Origin of the sequence: Accumulibacter sp. (genome assembly GCF_031732815.1) — a bacterium.
In the GTDB taxonomy this organism is placed as follows: Bacteria; Pseudomonadota; Gammaproteobacteria; order Burkholderiales; family Rhodocyclaceae; genus Accumulibacter.
Genome location: NZ_JAVMKF010000298.1, coordinates 1 through 14,342, shown reverse-complemented (window position 1 = coordinate 14,342; position 14,342 = coordinate 1). Strand labels below are relative to the sequence as shown.

Here is a 14,342-nt window from a genome sequence, read left to right as displayed (position 1 = left end):
GGCCAGGAAAGAACGCTACCGGTTTGCCAATCGCATCGGCGTAGCTCGGGCTGACACCCAGGAAGGCAAAGTCGGCGTCGAGTACGGCAACGGCAACGCCCGCCTGGTCGAGAATCGCTGCCCACGGCGAAGCGCTGTCGATTCCGGCGACGAGGTGACGCTCGATTCTGGCTCTGCTGGCAACATTCATGGCATGAAGTCTGGTCAGTTGGGCAACTCAGGCGGCAGCAGGTCACCATCTTGCAACGCGTGTTCGTTCCCGGCGCACGGGCAAGCCGCTTGGCTTCGCCCTGCGTGGAAGGCTGGCGAGCGGCCTCCAGGATCGTTCCGCTCGCGCTCTCTTTCAGTCATCTCCGGCCGTTGCTGGCGCCGCTACGCCCGCCTCCCGTCGGCGGCGACATGTTGCGCCGGTGGATGATCAGGTTCATCGCTGCCGCGGGCTCAGAAGCGTTGGAAGTCGTGCTCGCTGGCGGGCTTGGCGGCCGGTGCGCGCCCTGGTGCACGGGCGCGCGTCGCGGTGGCCGGTGGCGCAGCGGCAGCGCGCTGCGTGCGGCTGGCGGTGGTCGTCCGGCGCGCGGCGATGTTGGTCGACTGTTCGCCTTCGGCCAGACGGAAGAAGGTCATCAGCTCCTGCAGTTGCGCGGCCTGCCCGCCAAGTTCCTCGGCGGTCGCGGCGAGTTCCTCCGAGGCCGAGGCGTTGTGCTGTGTCGCCTGGTTCAGTTGCCCCATCGCGCCGTTGATCTGGCCAACGCCGGCCGATTGCTCCTGCGACGCCGCGGCAATTTCCTGCACCAGGTTGGACGTCTTCCGGATCGCTGGCACCATCTCGCCGAGCAGCGCTCCGGCGTGTTCGGCGAGTTTGACCGACTCCTTGGCCACATTGCCGATTTCCTGCGCCGCGACCTGGCTGCGTTCGGCGAGTTTCCTGACCTCCGCCGCGACGACCGCGAAGCCCTTGCCGTGCTCGCCGGCGCGCGCCGCCTCGATCGCCGCGTTGAGTGCCAGCAGGTTCGTCTGGTAAGCGATGTCGTCGACGATGCCGATCTTTTCGGCAATCGTGCGCATCGCTTCGACGGTGCGCCCGACCGCCTCGCCGCCCTCGGTCGCCTGACGCGCGGCAGCCGCCGCCATGCCGTCGGTGACCTTGGCATTCTCGGTATTGCGCACGATCGAGGCGCTCATCTCTTCCATGCTGGCGGTGCTTTCCTCGACCGACGCCGCCTGCTCGCTGGCCGACTGCGAGAGCGACTGCGCGGTCACCGAAACCTGGCCAGAGGCATTCGACAGGTTGTCGGCGGCGATCCGCACCTTGCCGATGATGTCGCGCTGCTGCTCGACCATCGTCCTGATCGACCAGGCCGCGCTGCTCGTGTCGTCGCTGCGCGTGTTGACCTCGACCGAGAGATCGCCGGCGGCCAGACGCTCCATCGTTGCGCCAATCGCTGCTGGTTCGCCGCCCAAGTGCTTCATCAGCCAGCGATAGGTCAACAGGAGCGAAGCGGCCAGGACGACGATCGCCAGAACCAGCACGGCGTAGGTGGCGAGCTGGAGGCGGTGGGCAATCTCGGCGGCTCGCTGCCCGGCGGTCGACGTGCGCTTGTCGAGCATGGCAAAGAACTCATCGACCGGCTTCATGATCTTGGCTTTGTTGATGTGGTAGTTGCGGTCGTGCATCATCTCGACCGCCTGTTGGCGCGAGAGAGTGTTCGTCGCATCCTTGGTTGCGGTCTTCGCCTGGCTGCCACCGGCCTCGCGCGCTGAGTTGCGCACTGCGGTCATCGCCAGCGTCTCGGTCTTCACCAGGGCGTCGGAATTGGCCTTCGCCTCCTCGAGCTTGGCCAGTTCATCGCTGGTAAAGCCTTGGGCGCGCATCAGATCGAGCAGGGGCACTGCCTTTTCGTCCGGGCGTGGCGGCGCGTCGTTGGCAGCGACGAAGTCCCAGTAGATCCGCTCGTAGCTTTGCGGGCGCGGCTTGTTCCCGTTGCGGATTGCCAGGATGTCGAGGTATTGCTGTTCATAGCGAGCATCGCCCGTGACGACGAAGGTGCGCGCAAGGCGGGTGAGGTCGTCCGACGACTGGCGCAACTCGTCGGCGAGCAGATACGAGTGGTAGCGCGAATGGTCGGCCCGGCGCACCTCCTGATAGGCTGCGTTGGTCAGGTAGGTGATGAGGCAGAGCAGGCCCATGAGGACGGCGGTCGTTGAGCCGAGCGCGATGAAAACCTGCCTGATCGTGAGCGTCTTGTTCATTGCGGGTCCCTTTCGGTGTGGTGCTGTCAAGTCACAATTGCGTCGAAACTGTGCCGCACTGCGCGCGCTGAGCAGCACTCCGAAGCATTTCGTCGGGCGGCCGGGGCCGGCCGCGGCGCCTTCGCGGTCAGTTGCGGCGAGGTGCCTGTTTCGCTGGTCAGCGCGCGCCTGAGCGAGCTCGCCCGGGCGTGGCCGAGGCCGACTCTAGTTGCATGTCGTGCCGCCGGCTTCGCTGTTGGCGACCTGTGCCAGGAGAACGATCTCGTCCACCGACAACACCTTGACGATGTTGAGGATGATGACGAAGCGGTTGGCCACCTTGCCCATTCCCTGGATGAAGTCGGCGCGGATTCTGGCGCCGAAGGTCGGTGGCGGTTCGATCTCGCTGCCGGGAATTTCGATCACCTCGGATACGGCATCGACCATGACGCCGATGTCGTGTCGCGCGTCGCCCTCGCTGACTTCGAGGATGACGATGCACGAACGCTTGCCGACCCGGCTCGGCGTGCCGCCAAAGCGCGCGGCGAGGTCGATCACCGGCACGACGGCGCCGCGCAGGTTGATCACGCCGCGAATGAACGGCGGCATCATCGGGATTTCGGTGAGGCTGCCGTACTCGATGATTTCCTTGACGTTCAGGATGGCAACGGCAAACATCTCGCCGCCCAGGAGGAAGGTCAGGTATTGCTGCGGGGCGTCGGCGGCGGCCAGACGGACGCTGCCGGCGCCTGTTCGGACGAGTGCGTTGGCGGGCCCGGCCGGCGCTTGGTTGTGGGCGATCAGGCTCATTGTTGGCTCTCCCTCAGAAGCGTTCGAAGTCGTGGGTAGCGGTCGGCGTTGCTGCAGCGGCTGGCCGCCCGCCGGAGCGGGCGCGCGGCGCTGCTGGCGGCGGCGCGCTGGCACGTGGCGTTCGACCGGCCGCGGCGGCTCGCCGCGTGGTCGTTGGCGACCGGCCGCTGTCGGCCAGCCGGAAGAAGGTCATCAGTTCCTGCAACTGACCGGCCTGACCGCCGAGTTCTTCGGCGGTCGCGGCGAGTTCCTCGGAGGCCGAGGCGTTCTGCTGCGTCGCCTGGTTCAACTGGCTCATCGCACCGTTGATCTGCCCGACGCCGGCTGTCTGTTCCTGCGACGCGGCGGTGATTTCCTGCACCAGGTCGGAAGTCTTCTTGATCGAGGGCACCATTTCGCCGAGCAGCGTGCCGGCGCGTTCAGCGAGCTTGACCGAATCCTTGGCGACATTGCCGATTTCCTGCGCGGCGACCTGGCTGCGTTCGGCCAGCTTGCGCACTTCGGCGGCGACGACCGCGAAGCCCTTGCCGTGTTCGCCGGCGCGCGCCGCCTCGATCGCTGCGTTGAGCGCCAGCAGGTTCGTCTGGTAGGCGATGTCGTCGACGATGCCAATCTTTTCGGCGATGCTCTTCATCGCTTCGACCGTCCGGCCGACCGCTTCGCCGCCCTCGGCAGCCTGGCGGGCGGCGGTCGAGGCCATGCCATCGGTTACCTTCGCATTCTCGGTGTTCTGGACGATCGAGGCGCTCATCTGTTCCATGCTGGCGGTGCTTTCCTCGACCGAGGCCGCCTGTTCGCTGGCCGACTGCGACAAGGACTGCGCGGTCGCCGAGACCTGGCCGGAGGCGTTGGCGAGGTTGTCGGCGGCGCCGCGCACCTCGCCGATGATCTCGCCGAGCTTGCCGACCATGGCGTGCATCGCGCTCATCAGTTGGCCGACTTCGTCCTTGCCCCTGATCTGGATGTCGACCGTCAGATCGCCCGCGGCGAGCGCGTTGGCGGCGTTCAGGGCTTCGCCGACCGGCCGCGTGATCGAACGCGTGAGCAGGAAACCGAGCAGCGCGGACAACAAGGTGGCGATGATCGCGCCGCCGACGACCAGGTTGCGTCCGGTCTCGTACATGACGTCGGTATCCCGGCCGGCCTTCTCCATCATTTTGCCTTGGAACTGGTTGAACTCCTGCAGGGCCTGCACCAGCGCGTTGTTGTTCGGCGCAATGTTGCTGCGGATGAACGCGGCGAGCGCCGCCCGGTCGTTACGCGCCAGCTTGTACGCTTCGTCGAATTCAGCGGCGAGCCGCTTCTCCTTTTCGCGTACGACGCGCAGCAGCTCGCGACCGCGCTCGGTGTTGACCAGTTTCTCGATCTTGCCCAGGTCGCTGTTGAAATCGTTGCGGTTCTTGTCGATCGCGGCGAGCGCCTTTTCGGCCTCGGGCAGGTTGCCGGCCAGCGCAGCATTGCGGATCTCGCGCCCGTTGTCGAGCGTTTCCTGTATGGCGTCCGCGCCCAGCGCGGTCATTGGATAGCGGACGTCGACCGCCTCGTTGATCGCATTGTTCAGGTCGTTCATTCGCACGACGGCCAGGATGCTGATGGCGACCAAAATGGCGATGACCAGCGCAAAGCTGGCAATCAGACGCGCGCCGATGCGCAGATTGTTAAGCATGACAGACTCCTTTGACTCGAGAAACAACAGCGTTGATCACGGCGAGCATCTCGGTGGCACAAGCGGCGGGCTGCCCTTGCTGCTCAAACTCGCCAGCAGTTCACGCCGGCTGCGTGGCAGCAACGGGCGGTTGCTGGCGCGGACGGCGTGGGCCTGCCGGCGAATCTGCCATTGCCCTGGACGGGGTCGGCACGCATGCGGTCGGTGATGCGGGTCCGGGCGATCAGCGCAATGGCCCGAACCGTCTTGGTACAACACTTTCAGAAGCAGATCGCGCAGCCAATCGGCGAGCGATCGTTCAAACACTTGGCGCTTTCCGCCGGGCAGCGCGCCAGCGCGCGCGGCGAACGGGCAAAGCCTTTCGTCATGGCGCCGGGGCGCCGGCGCCAGCTCGCTCGGGGCAGGGGGCCGATGCGGGGGGTCATCGGCACCGCTGCTCCGGGCGAGGCTGGCCGGGCGCAGGTACGCCGGCACGCGCCCGACAGCGAACGGATGGCGTTGGCGGTTCACGGCGTAAGCGCCGTTTCGCGGCGCGGCGCGGCGAGTCGCCGCTCCTCGCTGCTGCCGACCAGGCCGACCAGCGCGGGTACGTCGAGGATCAGCGCGACCTCGCCGCTGCCCAGGATGGTCGAGCCGCCGATCCCGCGCAGATGGCGGAAGAGGACGCCGAGCGGCTTGATCACCGTCTGGAACTCGCCGAGCAGCGTATCGACGACCAGCCCGGCCTTGCGACCGGCGTAGTGCACGATGACCACGTTCTGGCGCGCGGGGACTTCGCCGCCGATTTCGAAAAGCTCGCGCAGGCGGACGAAAGGCAGCACCTCGCCGCGCAGGTTGAGATAGTTGCGCCCGGCGGTCGTCTCGGTCAGTTCGATGCATTCGACGACCGATTCGAGCGGCACGACGTAGGCGGCTTTGCCGACGCCGGTCAGGAAGCCGTCGATGATCGCCAGCGTCAGCGGCAGGCGAACGGTGAAGGTCGAGCCCTGGCCTTCGTTCGTGCTCACCTCGACGCTGCCGCGCAGACCCTGGATGTTGCGGCGGACGACGTCCATGCCGACACCGCGGCCGGAGATGTTGGTCACCTGGTCGGCGGTCGAGAAGCCGGCTTCGAAGATCAGGTTGATGATCTCGTGCTCGGTGAGCGTGGCGGCCGGGTCGAGCAGGCCGCGCTCGATCGCTTTCGCGCGGATCTTCTCTTTCGGCAGTCCGCCACCGTCGTCGATCACTTCGATGACGATGCTGCCCGAATCGTGATAGGCGTTGAGCTGGACGGTGCCGTTTTCGGGTTTGCCGCGCTGCGCGCGCACGGCCGGCGTTTCGATGCCGTGGTCGATGGCGTTGCGCACGAGATGCATCAGCGGATCGCCGAGCTTCTCGACCACCGACTTGTCGAGTTCGGTTTCGGCGCCGGTGATCAGCAGATCGATGCTCTTGCCGAGTTCGCGCGAGCCGTCGCGGACGACGCGGTTGAAGCGGTTGAAGGTCTCGCCGATCTGCACCATACGCAGTTGCAGCGCCGAGTCGCGGATGTCCTCGACCAGACGACGCAGCACCGAGGTCGATTCGATCAGCTCGGAGTAGCCGCTGCGCTGGGCGAGCAGGCTGGTGCCCGCACCGGCGATGACGAGTTCGCCGACCAGGTCGATCAACTGGTCGAGCTTGTCGGCGTGCACGCGAATCATGCGTGCCTCGCCCGCCTTCTTCTCGTTGACGGCGGCCTGCCGATTGGCAGCCGCTTCGACGATTTCCTTATGGACCACCTTCTGTCCGACGAGAATTTCGCCGATCGGCGGCGGTGCCGCCATTTCGCCGGCTGCCGCGGCGCCCGACTGGGCAGCCAGGCCGGCCTCGAGTTCGGACTGCGTCAGGGCGCCCGAGCGGACGAGAATCTCGCCCAGGCGCATGCTGTCCTCGGGCAACTGGTCAATCAGCTTCAGGTACTCCTCGATCTTCGAGTTCGGCGGCAGGATGTGCAGCGTGCACTCGTCGCGCACGAAGTCGAAGACGCTTTCGATCTGCGCTTTCGAGGCGCGCGTCTGAAAACGCAGCTCGAAGCCCAGGTAGCAGCACTCGGGGTCCATCTGAGCGGCGCCCGGCATCGCGTCGGCGAGCGTGGTGAGCGAGATGATCTCGCCGAGCGAAGTGAGGTAGTGCAGGAACGACAGCGGGTCGGTGCCGTTCTTGAGCACACCGGGCCCGAAGCGCAGCGAGATGTGCCAGGCGTCGGTGACGACGATGCCGCCACCCGAGGCGGCGAGATCTGCCTCGTGTTCGACGGGCAAGGCGCCGCCGGCTGCGTCCTCGCCGAGAAACTTGCGGCTCAGCTCGGCGAGCAAGGCGTCGCCGCGTTGCTGGACGGCCGCCTCGGGCTGCGGCAGGCCGTTGGCCAGCGCGTCGAGCAGTGCACCAAGGTGGTCGCAGCATTCGAGGAGGACGGTCGACAGTTCGCCGCTGACCGGAATCTCGCCATTGCGCAGCTTGTCGAGGACGTTCTCGACCTTGTGCGTGAAGGCTTCGATGTAGTGGCATTCGACGACGCCGGCACCGCCCTTGATGGTGTGCGCCGCGCGGAAAATGGCGCCGAGATTGCTTGCGTCGTCGGGCGCCTGCTCGAGTTTGAGCAGTCCGTCCTCCATCGCCAGCAACTGGTCGCGGCTTTCGGTGACGAAGGTACTGGTCAGTTCGTCCATCGGCTGGGCTCCTGGTTGGGTCGTTCGATCGTCGCGGTCGGCGGCTTCAGGCGTTCGCCGGGATGATCAGCGGGTCGCCGAAAGCGGCGACCAGATTGCAGAAATCGAGGACATGACGGACAGCCGGACTGTGTCGGCTGATCGTCAGCAGCTTGCCTTGCTGCAGCGCTTCGCGCTTGAGCAGGATGAGCAGTTGCAGGCCGGCGGTGTCCATCGTCGCCACGCCGGCGAGATCGAGTTCGAGGTGTTCGCTCGCGGCGAGCGCGGCGAGCAACTGTTCCTTCTGTGCCAACGCCTGGTAGATCGTCATGTCGTCGTCGATGACGAGGTGTTTGACCGGGGAGTCGTCCATGGTGATGCCCTCCTGGTGAGCGGCTGATGCAGTTCAGAACAGTTCGACGTTGCTTGGCTTCGGCGCGGCGCGCGCCGCCGCGTCAGCGCCAGCCCCGGCGCCCGGGCGCGTGGCTGAGCGCGCCTGGTTGGCGGGAGCAGCGCGCATCGCCTGCTGGTGGGCGCTGCGTTGCTGATCCATCACGTAGCTCGAAAAGACCTGTTCCATCTGTTTCGCCAGCGGTTCGACGGCGTCCTCGCGGCGCACGTCGACGCCCGCTTCAAGCACACCGGCCAGCGCTTCGGATTGGCGGTCGAGGCGCTCGATGCCACCGATCACCTGTTCGATCTGCTGCCGCGTCACGTCCTGGAACTGCACGCTGGCCAGCGCGTCGAGGAACATCGCAGCGAGTTTTCCGCTGCTCTGGTTGATCGTTGCCAGGATGCTGCGCTCGCGTGCAGTGAGGTCTTCGTAGCTGGTGCCGAGCGCTTCGAGCTGCTGGGCGAAACGCTCCAGGCTGTCGCGCTCCTCGTCGATGTGCGAGCGGGCGACGCGCTCGGATGACTGACTCTCGATGATGCGCGCGACGGCTGCGATGCCGTCGTTGATCTTCTTCACTGCCGTCTCAGTTTCGTGCGAGAGCTTGCGCACTTCGTCGGCAACGACCGCGAAGCCGCGCCCTGCCTCGCCGGCGCGCGCGGCCTCGATGGCGGCGTTGAGGGCGAGCAGATTGGTCTGGCCGGCGATGTGCCGGATCAGGTCGACCAGCGCTTGCAGTGCCTTCGCTTCGCGCACGGCGTCGGCGCTGCGCGCCGCATCGGCTGCCGTTTCGTCGATGCGTTGGGCGATGAAGGCCTTCAGTCGGTCGATCAACTGGCGATTGGCGACGCGCGTGCCCTCGGAATGCTGCGCCATCGACTCGGCTTCGGCGGCGGCAGCGGAGACGAAGCCGTTGAGCTCGGTGACCACGTCGTCGATCGTCTGCAGGCGTGAAGTCACGTCGAAAGCGGCCTTCTCGGTCTGCTCGACGACGCTGCGCAAGTGGCCGACGAGAATCTGGTTGAAACGCGGAAAGTCACGCAGTTCGGGCAGGGCGACGCGCTGGCAGACCTTGTTCGACGGGCAGGGGGGGCGTTCGTCCTTGAGCTGCGAGTCGATTCCCATGTGCGCGTCGTGATAGAGCAGGCGCGAGGCCAGGTGCTGCACGGCAACGAACAGAAGCAGTCCGCAGAAGGTCATCAGCGTGTCGATGCTGCGGTCGCCGAGCCCGAAACCGCGGCCGAGGATCTCGTTGTAGAGGCCATGGCAGAGAAAGACGGCGACGACCGCAGCGATTGTCGCCGCGACACCGGTGAGCAGCGTGCGTTGTCGGAACTGGCGGTAGAGTTCGTTGGGCGGCGTGGCCATGGTGCGCGTTTCCTACTTGAGCACGAGCTTGATCGTGTTGAGCAGGTCGTCGGCGGTCGCCGGCTTGACGATCCAGCCCGACGCCCCGGCCGCCTTGGCTTCCACCTTGCGGCTTTGTTGCGACTCGGTGGTCAGGAATAGGATGGGCAGGAAGCGGTAGGCAGTGAGCGAACGAACCTTCTTGATCAGCTCGATGCCGTTCATCCCGGGCATGTTGAGGTCGGTGATCAGGAGGTCGACCTTCACCCCGTTGTTGAACTTTTGCAGTGCTTCCTCGGCGTTGGCGGCTTTTTCGACGGCGTAGCCCGCTTTGCCCAGAATGCTCGAGACGCTGAGCAGGATGGTCGTCGAATCATCGACAAGGAAGATTGTCTTTGCCATGTTGAGCCCTTTACCAGGACGCGATGGCAAGGCCGTCGCGTGCTTTTGCTGATGACTACAGACTAGTCGAGGCGCTGCGCCTCGGCTATCCGAACATCTACGCAGGGCTCAGTAGAAGTACGGAGAAGGACGAGCGCCGGGCGCGCCGCGGCCAGCCCGGCCGGGCGCGCGCTGTCGGCACGAGGGCAGCCGGATGGGCTTGTTTGCCTGCGCCGGCAATGACCTTCAAGTGGAACTTCGCTGCATCGATTCTCCGGCGCGGCGAGCCCGGCTCGTCGCCGATCGCCGTACACCGGTCGCTTGCGGCGCGCAAGGCTATTCGCCTGACGACCTTAGCGGCATCGGCAAGGCCAGTGATTTCCGCGTCCGATGGTGCGCCAGCGATATTGCCCAGGGTGGCCGGCGAGCAGGCGTTGGGCGCCATCCGGCTGACGAAGTCGACGCGGTCGCGCCGAGCAGGCAACCGAAACGCGGCTCACGGTCGGGGGCAACTGGAAGCTTCTTGTGCACATGGTTTTCTCCCAAGTCAGGGGCAGTTCCGGGTGAGCTTGCACGCTGCGCGCGCCCCCCTTCGCTGCCGCGGATCAAGCGGTGTGGCAGTCGGGAGTGGCACGGTAAGCGCGAACTCGCTGGGGAAGGCATGGCCGGAGTGGGCCGCCTTGGCGCTGGCCGTCTCGCGGCCGGGTCAGAAGCGTTCGAAGTCATGTTCTGACGGCGCTGCGCCAGCCGGCGACTTCGCCGCTTGGCGCGTGAGCGGTCGGCCGGCGCGTGCGGTGGACAAAGCGGGCGTGCTCGCCCTGGCGGCGGTCGGCGAACCGAGGCTGTCGGCAAGGCGGAAGAAAGTCATCAACTCCTGCAACTGGGCGGCTTGTCCACCGAGTTCCTCGGCGGTGGCGGCCAGTTCTTCCGAGGCGGACGCGTTCTGCTGCGTCGCCTGATTCAACTGGCCCATCGCGCCGTTCATCTGGCCGACGCTGGCCGATTGCTCGCTGGACGCGGCGGCGATTTGCTGAACGAGCTCGGAGGTCTTTCTGATCGCTGGCACCATTTCGCCGAGCAGCGTCCCGGCTCGTTCCGCGAGCTTGACCGAGTCCTGCGCGACGTTGCTGATCTCCTGCGCAGCAACCTGGCTGCGTTCGGCAAGCTTCCTGACTTCGGCAGCAACGACCGCGAAGCCCTTGCCGTGTTCGCCGGCGCGTGCCGCTTCGATCGCCGCGTTGAGCGCCAGCAGGTTGGTCTGGTAGGCAATTTCGTCGACGATGCCGATCTTCTCGGCAATGCTGCGCATCGCCTCGACCGTCCGCCCGACGGCTTCGCCGCCCTCGACCGCCTGGCGTGCAGCGCTGGCGGCCATGCCGTCGGTGACCCGCGCGTTGTCGGTGTTCTGGACGATCGAAGAACTCATTTGTTCCATGCTGGCGGTGCTTTCCTCGACCGAGGCTGCCTGTTCGCTGGCCGATTGCGATAGCGACTGTGCGGTCGCCGAAACCTGGCCGGAGGCGTTGCCGAGGTTGTCGGCGGCAGTGCGTACCTGGCCGATGATTTCACTCAGCTTGTCGACCATCGCGCGCATCGCCGCCAGCAACTGGCCGACTTCGTCCTGGCTGTGCGAGCTGATGTCGACTGCGAGGTCGCCGCCGGCGAGCGCATTCGCAGCGCGCACCGCCTCGTTGATCGGTCGAGTGATCGAACGGGTGATCCAGAACGCGAATCCGATGCCAAGCAGAAAAGCGCCGACGGAGAGGCCGAGAATGATCAGCCTCGCCTGCCTGGCGTCCTGCTCGGCGCGTGCGCCAGTCTCATTCATCAACGAGACCTGGAAGTCGATGAAGTTGCGTGTCGCTTCCAGGTAGTCGTTCTGCACCTTGCGATAGCTGCCTACCAACTGCGCCCGTGCTTCCTCACGCTGGCCCGCTTTGGCCTTGACGATGAGCTGATCCATCTCGTCGGCAAAGACCTTGCGCGCATCGATCATCTTGCCGAGCAGTCTCTTGCCGGCCTCGGTATTGACCGACTTCTCCAGTTTGGCGAGCGCTTCAGTCGCCCTCGTACGGGCTTCGATGATGCGCTCGAGTTCCTTCTGCACCTCGGCCTGTTCGCTGAGAATGATTGCGTTACGAACAGCACGGGCGACGACGTTGATCTGCTCGATCACCTCGTTCGCCCAGACCGTCTTCGGAAAGCGGTCTTCGACCAACTCGGCGATTCCCTCTGCCAGCAGTTGGGTGCGGTTGTAGGAGACGATGGCGAGGGCAGCGAGCAGGGCGAGGACGATGCCGAAACCAAGCCCCAGGCGGGCACCGATACGCAGATTCTTGATCATGCTTCTTCCTTAGCGGCTGGACAGCCCGTCGAGTTTGGGGTGAAGGCGGCTGGCCTCAACCCGTGCTCGGGGAGCGCTGGCGGCACCGCCGTGTCTTCGCGGGTGGCGAGCTGGTGCAACGCGGGTCTGGCATCGATCACGGCGTGCAAGCAACGCCGGCCGGGGTTGGTCGTGGCGGTTTTTGGCGGACGCCGCAGCAGATGAATTGAGCACGCGCGCGGCGCTGCGCTGCGCGTTACGCTTGCCGAATCGTCAAGGCGGGAGATCTTCTTTGCCATCTGGAGTCCCCAAGGTTTCTCAAGGCGTGCGCGGCGGTCAGCTTGTGGTCGCGCCGGCTTGCTTGAGGCTGGAGCCTAACTGGACTGGCGTCGGAGGAGAATCCGCAAATACACGCAGGCCTCAGTAGAAACACGGAGATACGATCCTCGGTCCGCAGCGCAGGTGACACGCGGTGACGTCCTGGGCAGAGAAGGCTTCTCGCGGATTGCATCGGATGCTTGTCTGCCGGGCTCCAGCGCAGGCAGCGGGCGTCGGCGCTGCCGCCAAGCCTTGATCGGGCAGGCAGAACACGTGGCGTGCGCAGCAAGGGGGGACCGGCGAGCAGCGATCAAGCTCCGCCGGCAAGCGGTGTGTCGAGGGTTCAGCTAGCGGGCGCTTGTCCGACGGCCATCGCCACCAGTTCGGCCGCGCTGTGGGCCTTGGCCTTCGCCATGATGCTGGCGCGATGGCTTTCGACGGTGCGTTCGCTGATTCCCAGTTCGGCCGCGATCAGCTTGTTGCGCTTGCCGCTGATGATCGCGCTCAGGATGTCCTGCTCGCGTGGGGTCAGCGACTGCCGCCAACTGCTGGCGGAATTCGTTTCGGCGGCGCGTCGTTCTTCGGCAAGGTGCAGGGCTGTGTTTACGCGCTCGATCAGGTGCTGAACGTTGAAGGGCTTCTCGATGACATCGAAGGCACCAAGGCGCATCGCGCGTACGGCGGTTGGAACGTCGGCGTAGCCGGAAAGAAAGATGACCGGCACCTGCGGGCTGCGCTGCCGTAGCCAGTCGTGGATTTCCGGTCCGGTGATGCGTGGCATGCGGATGTCGAGCAGAACGCAACCCGTTTCGCCGGGTCGCCAGCGGCGCATGAAGTCCTCGCCCGAGGAAAACTCGAGCGTGGCGAGGCCGATGCTGGCGAGCACATCGACCAGGTAGCGTCGAACCTGAACGTCGTCGTCGACGATGCAGACGGTGGTGAGCGGCATGGATTGAGTCATGGCACTTTGGCGAATCGGTCGACCAGGTTCCAGAACGATCAGACGCGCAGGGGCCTTGATTATACGTGCGCGCCGAAAAAAGGGCGGAAAATGCGCTACAGCCAGACTTTGGAGGGACGATCGATGACGGAAGTGAGGAATTCGCTGGGCGAGGTGCTGCCCGGGAAAGAAGACGACGAGCAGCCCGGTGGCGAGACGCCGCCTCTGCGGCAGCGCCTCGACCGGGTCCTGGCGATGGGCGCGGTGTCGGCCGGCGTGGTCCATGATTTCAACAACCTGCTGGTATCGATCAGCGGCTTCGCGGCGCTCGGCCGGAGTCTGCCGGCGACCGCCGATACGCTGCCGCGCCTGCGTTCGTACTTCGGGGAGATCGAAGAAGCCGGTCAGCGCGCGCGCGCGCTGGTCGAGCAGTTGGCCGGACTGGCGCGCGGGGCACCGGCACCGGCGGATCTGGTCTCGCTCGCCGTGCTGGCCCGGGAACTGGTCGGCCAACTGGCCGATTCGTTTGCGCCGGGGGTGAGTCTGGTGATCGCGATCGACGACGATCTGCCGCCGCCGGCGATCGCCCGCGCGCACGTGCAACGCATTCTGCACAATCTTTGCCGCAACGCACGCGAGGCGCAGGTCAGCCCAGGTTCGGTCGTCTTGTCGGCCCGCGTCGTTCGGTTTGTGCGGGAAGAAGCCTGCACCTCGTGTGGGCAGGCGTTCGCCGGCGATTTCGTCCGTCTGGCGGTAAGCGACCAGGGGCCGGGCATCCCGCTGGCGCTGCGCCAGCGCGTTTTCGAGCCCTTCTTCACGACGCGCCATGCGAGCGGCGCCATCGGTCTGGGCTTGACCGCGGTGCACGCGCTGGCGCACTTGAATGGTGGCCATGTGCAGGTCGTCAGCCCGCCGGTGGCGGGCAGCGAGCTTGCCGTCTTTCTGCCGCGCGCGCGCGCGCCGGTTGCTGGGCAATGAGGCGAGGCGGCTGCCGCCGCCTGCTGCCCGCCAGCCCGGCCAGTCCAGCGACCTGCCCACGGCGCGCATCCCGTGCCGGCGTCAGTGAGCTCCACGCTTGTGACGTCTTCCTCTCCCCGAGGGCTGAGGCGCTCGCGCATCCCGGGAACGGAGAGCCTTTGAGAAGGAACGCGTCCTGAAGAAAGCTGGGACGCATTGGGAGCTGGGAGGGCTGGAGAACCGCTGCTATCGCGGGAAGCTTGACGAGCGCCCGGAGAGAAAGGCGCCCAGCCCATGCGCCGAATTGT

General features: G+C 66.0%; 11 protein-coding genes. 1 reads left to right on the top strand and 10 read right to left on the bottom strand.

The annotated features are described in order from the left end of the window. From RKP46_RS17390 to RKP46_RS17345, 10 genes are all read right to left on the bottom strand, one after another. A partial coding sequence (locus tag RKP46_RS17390) for a hypothetical protein (protein WP_311107789.1) occupies positions 1-190 on the bottom strand: 190 nt, incomplete at its 3' end. Positions 191-441: 251 nt separating this feature from the next. Further along, a complete protein-coding gene (locus RKP46_RS17385) occupies positions 442-2,250 on the bottom strand; it encodes a methyl-accepting chemotaxis protein (RefSeq protein WP_311107788.1) in 1,809 nt (602 codons plus the stop codon). Positions 2,251-2,454: 204 nt separating this feature from the next. Beyond that, the gene (locus RKP46_RS17380; protein ID WP_311107787.1) at positions 2,455-3,039 is read right to left on the bottom strand and encodes a chemotaxis protein CheW; all 585 of its coding nucleotides are present in this window, start codon (positions 3,037-3,039) and stop codon (positions 2,455-2,457) included. 13 nt (positions 3,040-3,052) lie between these two features. Further along, positions 3,053-4,705 carry a methyl-accepting chemotaxis protein gene (locus tag RKP46_RS17375; RefSeq protein ID WP_311107786.1) on the bottom strand — a complete coding sequence of 551 codons (1,653 nt, stop codon included), beginning with the start codon at positions 4,703-4,705 and terminating at the stop codon, positions 3,053-3,055. A 506-nt stretch (positions 4,706-5,211) separates the two neighbouring features. Next, positions 5,212-7,398 carry a chemotaxis protein CheA gene (locus tag RKP46_RS17370; RefSeq protein ID WP_311107785.1) on the bottom strand — a complete coding sequence of 729 codons (2,187 nt, stop codon included), beginning with the start codon at positions 7,396-7,398 and terminating at the stop codon, positions 5,212-5,214. A 46-nt stretch (positions 7,399-7,444) separates the two neighbouring features. Then, a complete protein-coding gene (locus tag RKP46_RS17365; protein WP_311107784.1) occupies positions 7,445-7,750 on the bottom strand; it encodes an STAS domain-containing protein in 306 nt (101 codons plus the stop codon). 33 nt (positions 7,751-7,783) lie between these two features. Then, positions 7,784-9,136: a methyl-accepting chemotaxis protein gene (locus tag RKP46_RS17360; protein WP_311107783.1), complete on the bottom strand. Its 1,353-nt coding sequence runs from the start codon at positions 9,134-9,136 to the stop codon at positions 7,784-7,786. A 12-nt stretch (positions 9,137-9,148) separates the two neighbouring features. Continuing rightward, positions 9,149-9,517 (bottom strand): response regulator, encoded by a 369-nt coding sequence (locus RKP46_RS17355; RefSeq protein ID WP_311107782.1) that lies wholly within the window; start codon positions 9,515-9,517, stop codon positions 9,149-9,151. A 685-nt stretch (positions 9,518-10,202) separates the two neighbouring features. After that, entirely contained in the window at positions 10,203-11,840 is a 1,638-nt protein-coding gene (locus tag RKP46_RS17350) for a methyl-accepting chemotaxis protein (RefSeq protein ID WP_311107781.1), read from the bottom strand. A 640-nt stretch (positions 11,841-12,480) separates the two neighbouring features. Then, the gene (locus RKP46_RS17345) at positions 12,481-13,098 is read right to left on the bottom strand and encodes a response regulator (protein ID WP_311107780.1); all 618 of its coding nucleotides are present in this window, start codon (positions 13,096-13,098) and stop codon (positions 12,481-12,483) included. A gap of 123 nt (positions 13,099-13,221) precedes the next feature. Between RKP46_RS17345 and RKP46_RS17340 the strand changes: the two genes are divergently transcribed. Next, positions 13,222-14,055 (top strand): ATP-binding protein, encoded by an 834-nt coding sequence (locus RKP46_RS17340; protein ID WP_311107779.1) that lies wholly within the window; start codon positions 13,222-13,224, stop codon positions 14,053-14,055. Positions 14,056-14,342: the final 287 nt, after the last annotated feature.

Coding starts and splice junctions, on each gene's coding strand:
- RKP46_RS17385 (WP_311107788.1), bottom strand. CDS start 2,250: ATGAACAAGACGCTCACGATCAGGCAGGTTTTCATCGCGCTCGGCTCA.
- RKP46_RS17380 (WP_311107787.1), bottom strand. CDS start 3,039: ATGAGCCTGATCGCCCACAACCAAGCGCCGGCCGGGCCCGCCAACGCA.
- RKP46_RS17375 (WP_311107786.1), bottom strand. CDS start 4,705: ATGCTTAACAATCTGCGCATCGGCGCGCGTCTGATTGCCAGCTTTGCG.
- RKP46_RS17370 (WP_311107785.1), bottom strand. CDS start 7,398: ATGGACGAACTGACCAGTACCTTCGTCACCGAAAGCCGCGACCAGTTG.
- RKP46_RS17365 (WP_311107784.1), bottom strand. CDS start 7,750: ATGGACGACTCCCCGGTCAAACACCTCGTCATCGACGACGACATGACG.
- RKP46_RS17360 (WP_311107783.1), bottom strand. CDS start 9,136: ATGGCCACGCCGCCCAACGAACTCTACCGCCAGTTCCGACAACGCACG.
- RKP46_RS17355 (WP_311107782.1), bottom strand. CDS start 9,517: ATGGCAAAGACAATCTTCCTTGTCGATGATTCGACGACCATCCTGCTC.
- RKP46_RS17350 (WP_311107781.1), bottom strand. CDS start 11,840: ATGATCAAGAATCTGCGTATCGGTGCCCGCCTGGGGCTTGGTTTCGGC.
- RKP46_RS17345 (WP_311107780.1), bottom strand. CDS start 13,098: ATGACTCAATCCATGCCGCTCACCACCGTCTGCATCGTCGACGACGAC.
- RKP46_RS17340 (WP_311107779.1), top strand. CDS start 13,222: ATGACGGAAGTGAGGAATTCGCTGGGCGAGGTGCTGCCCGGGAAAGAA.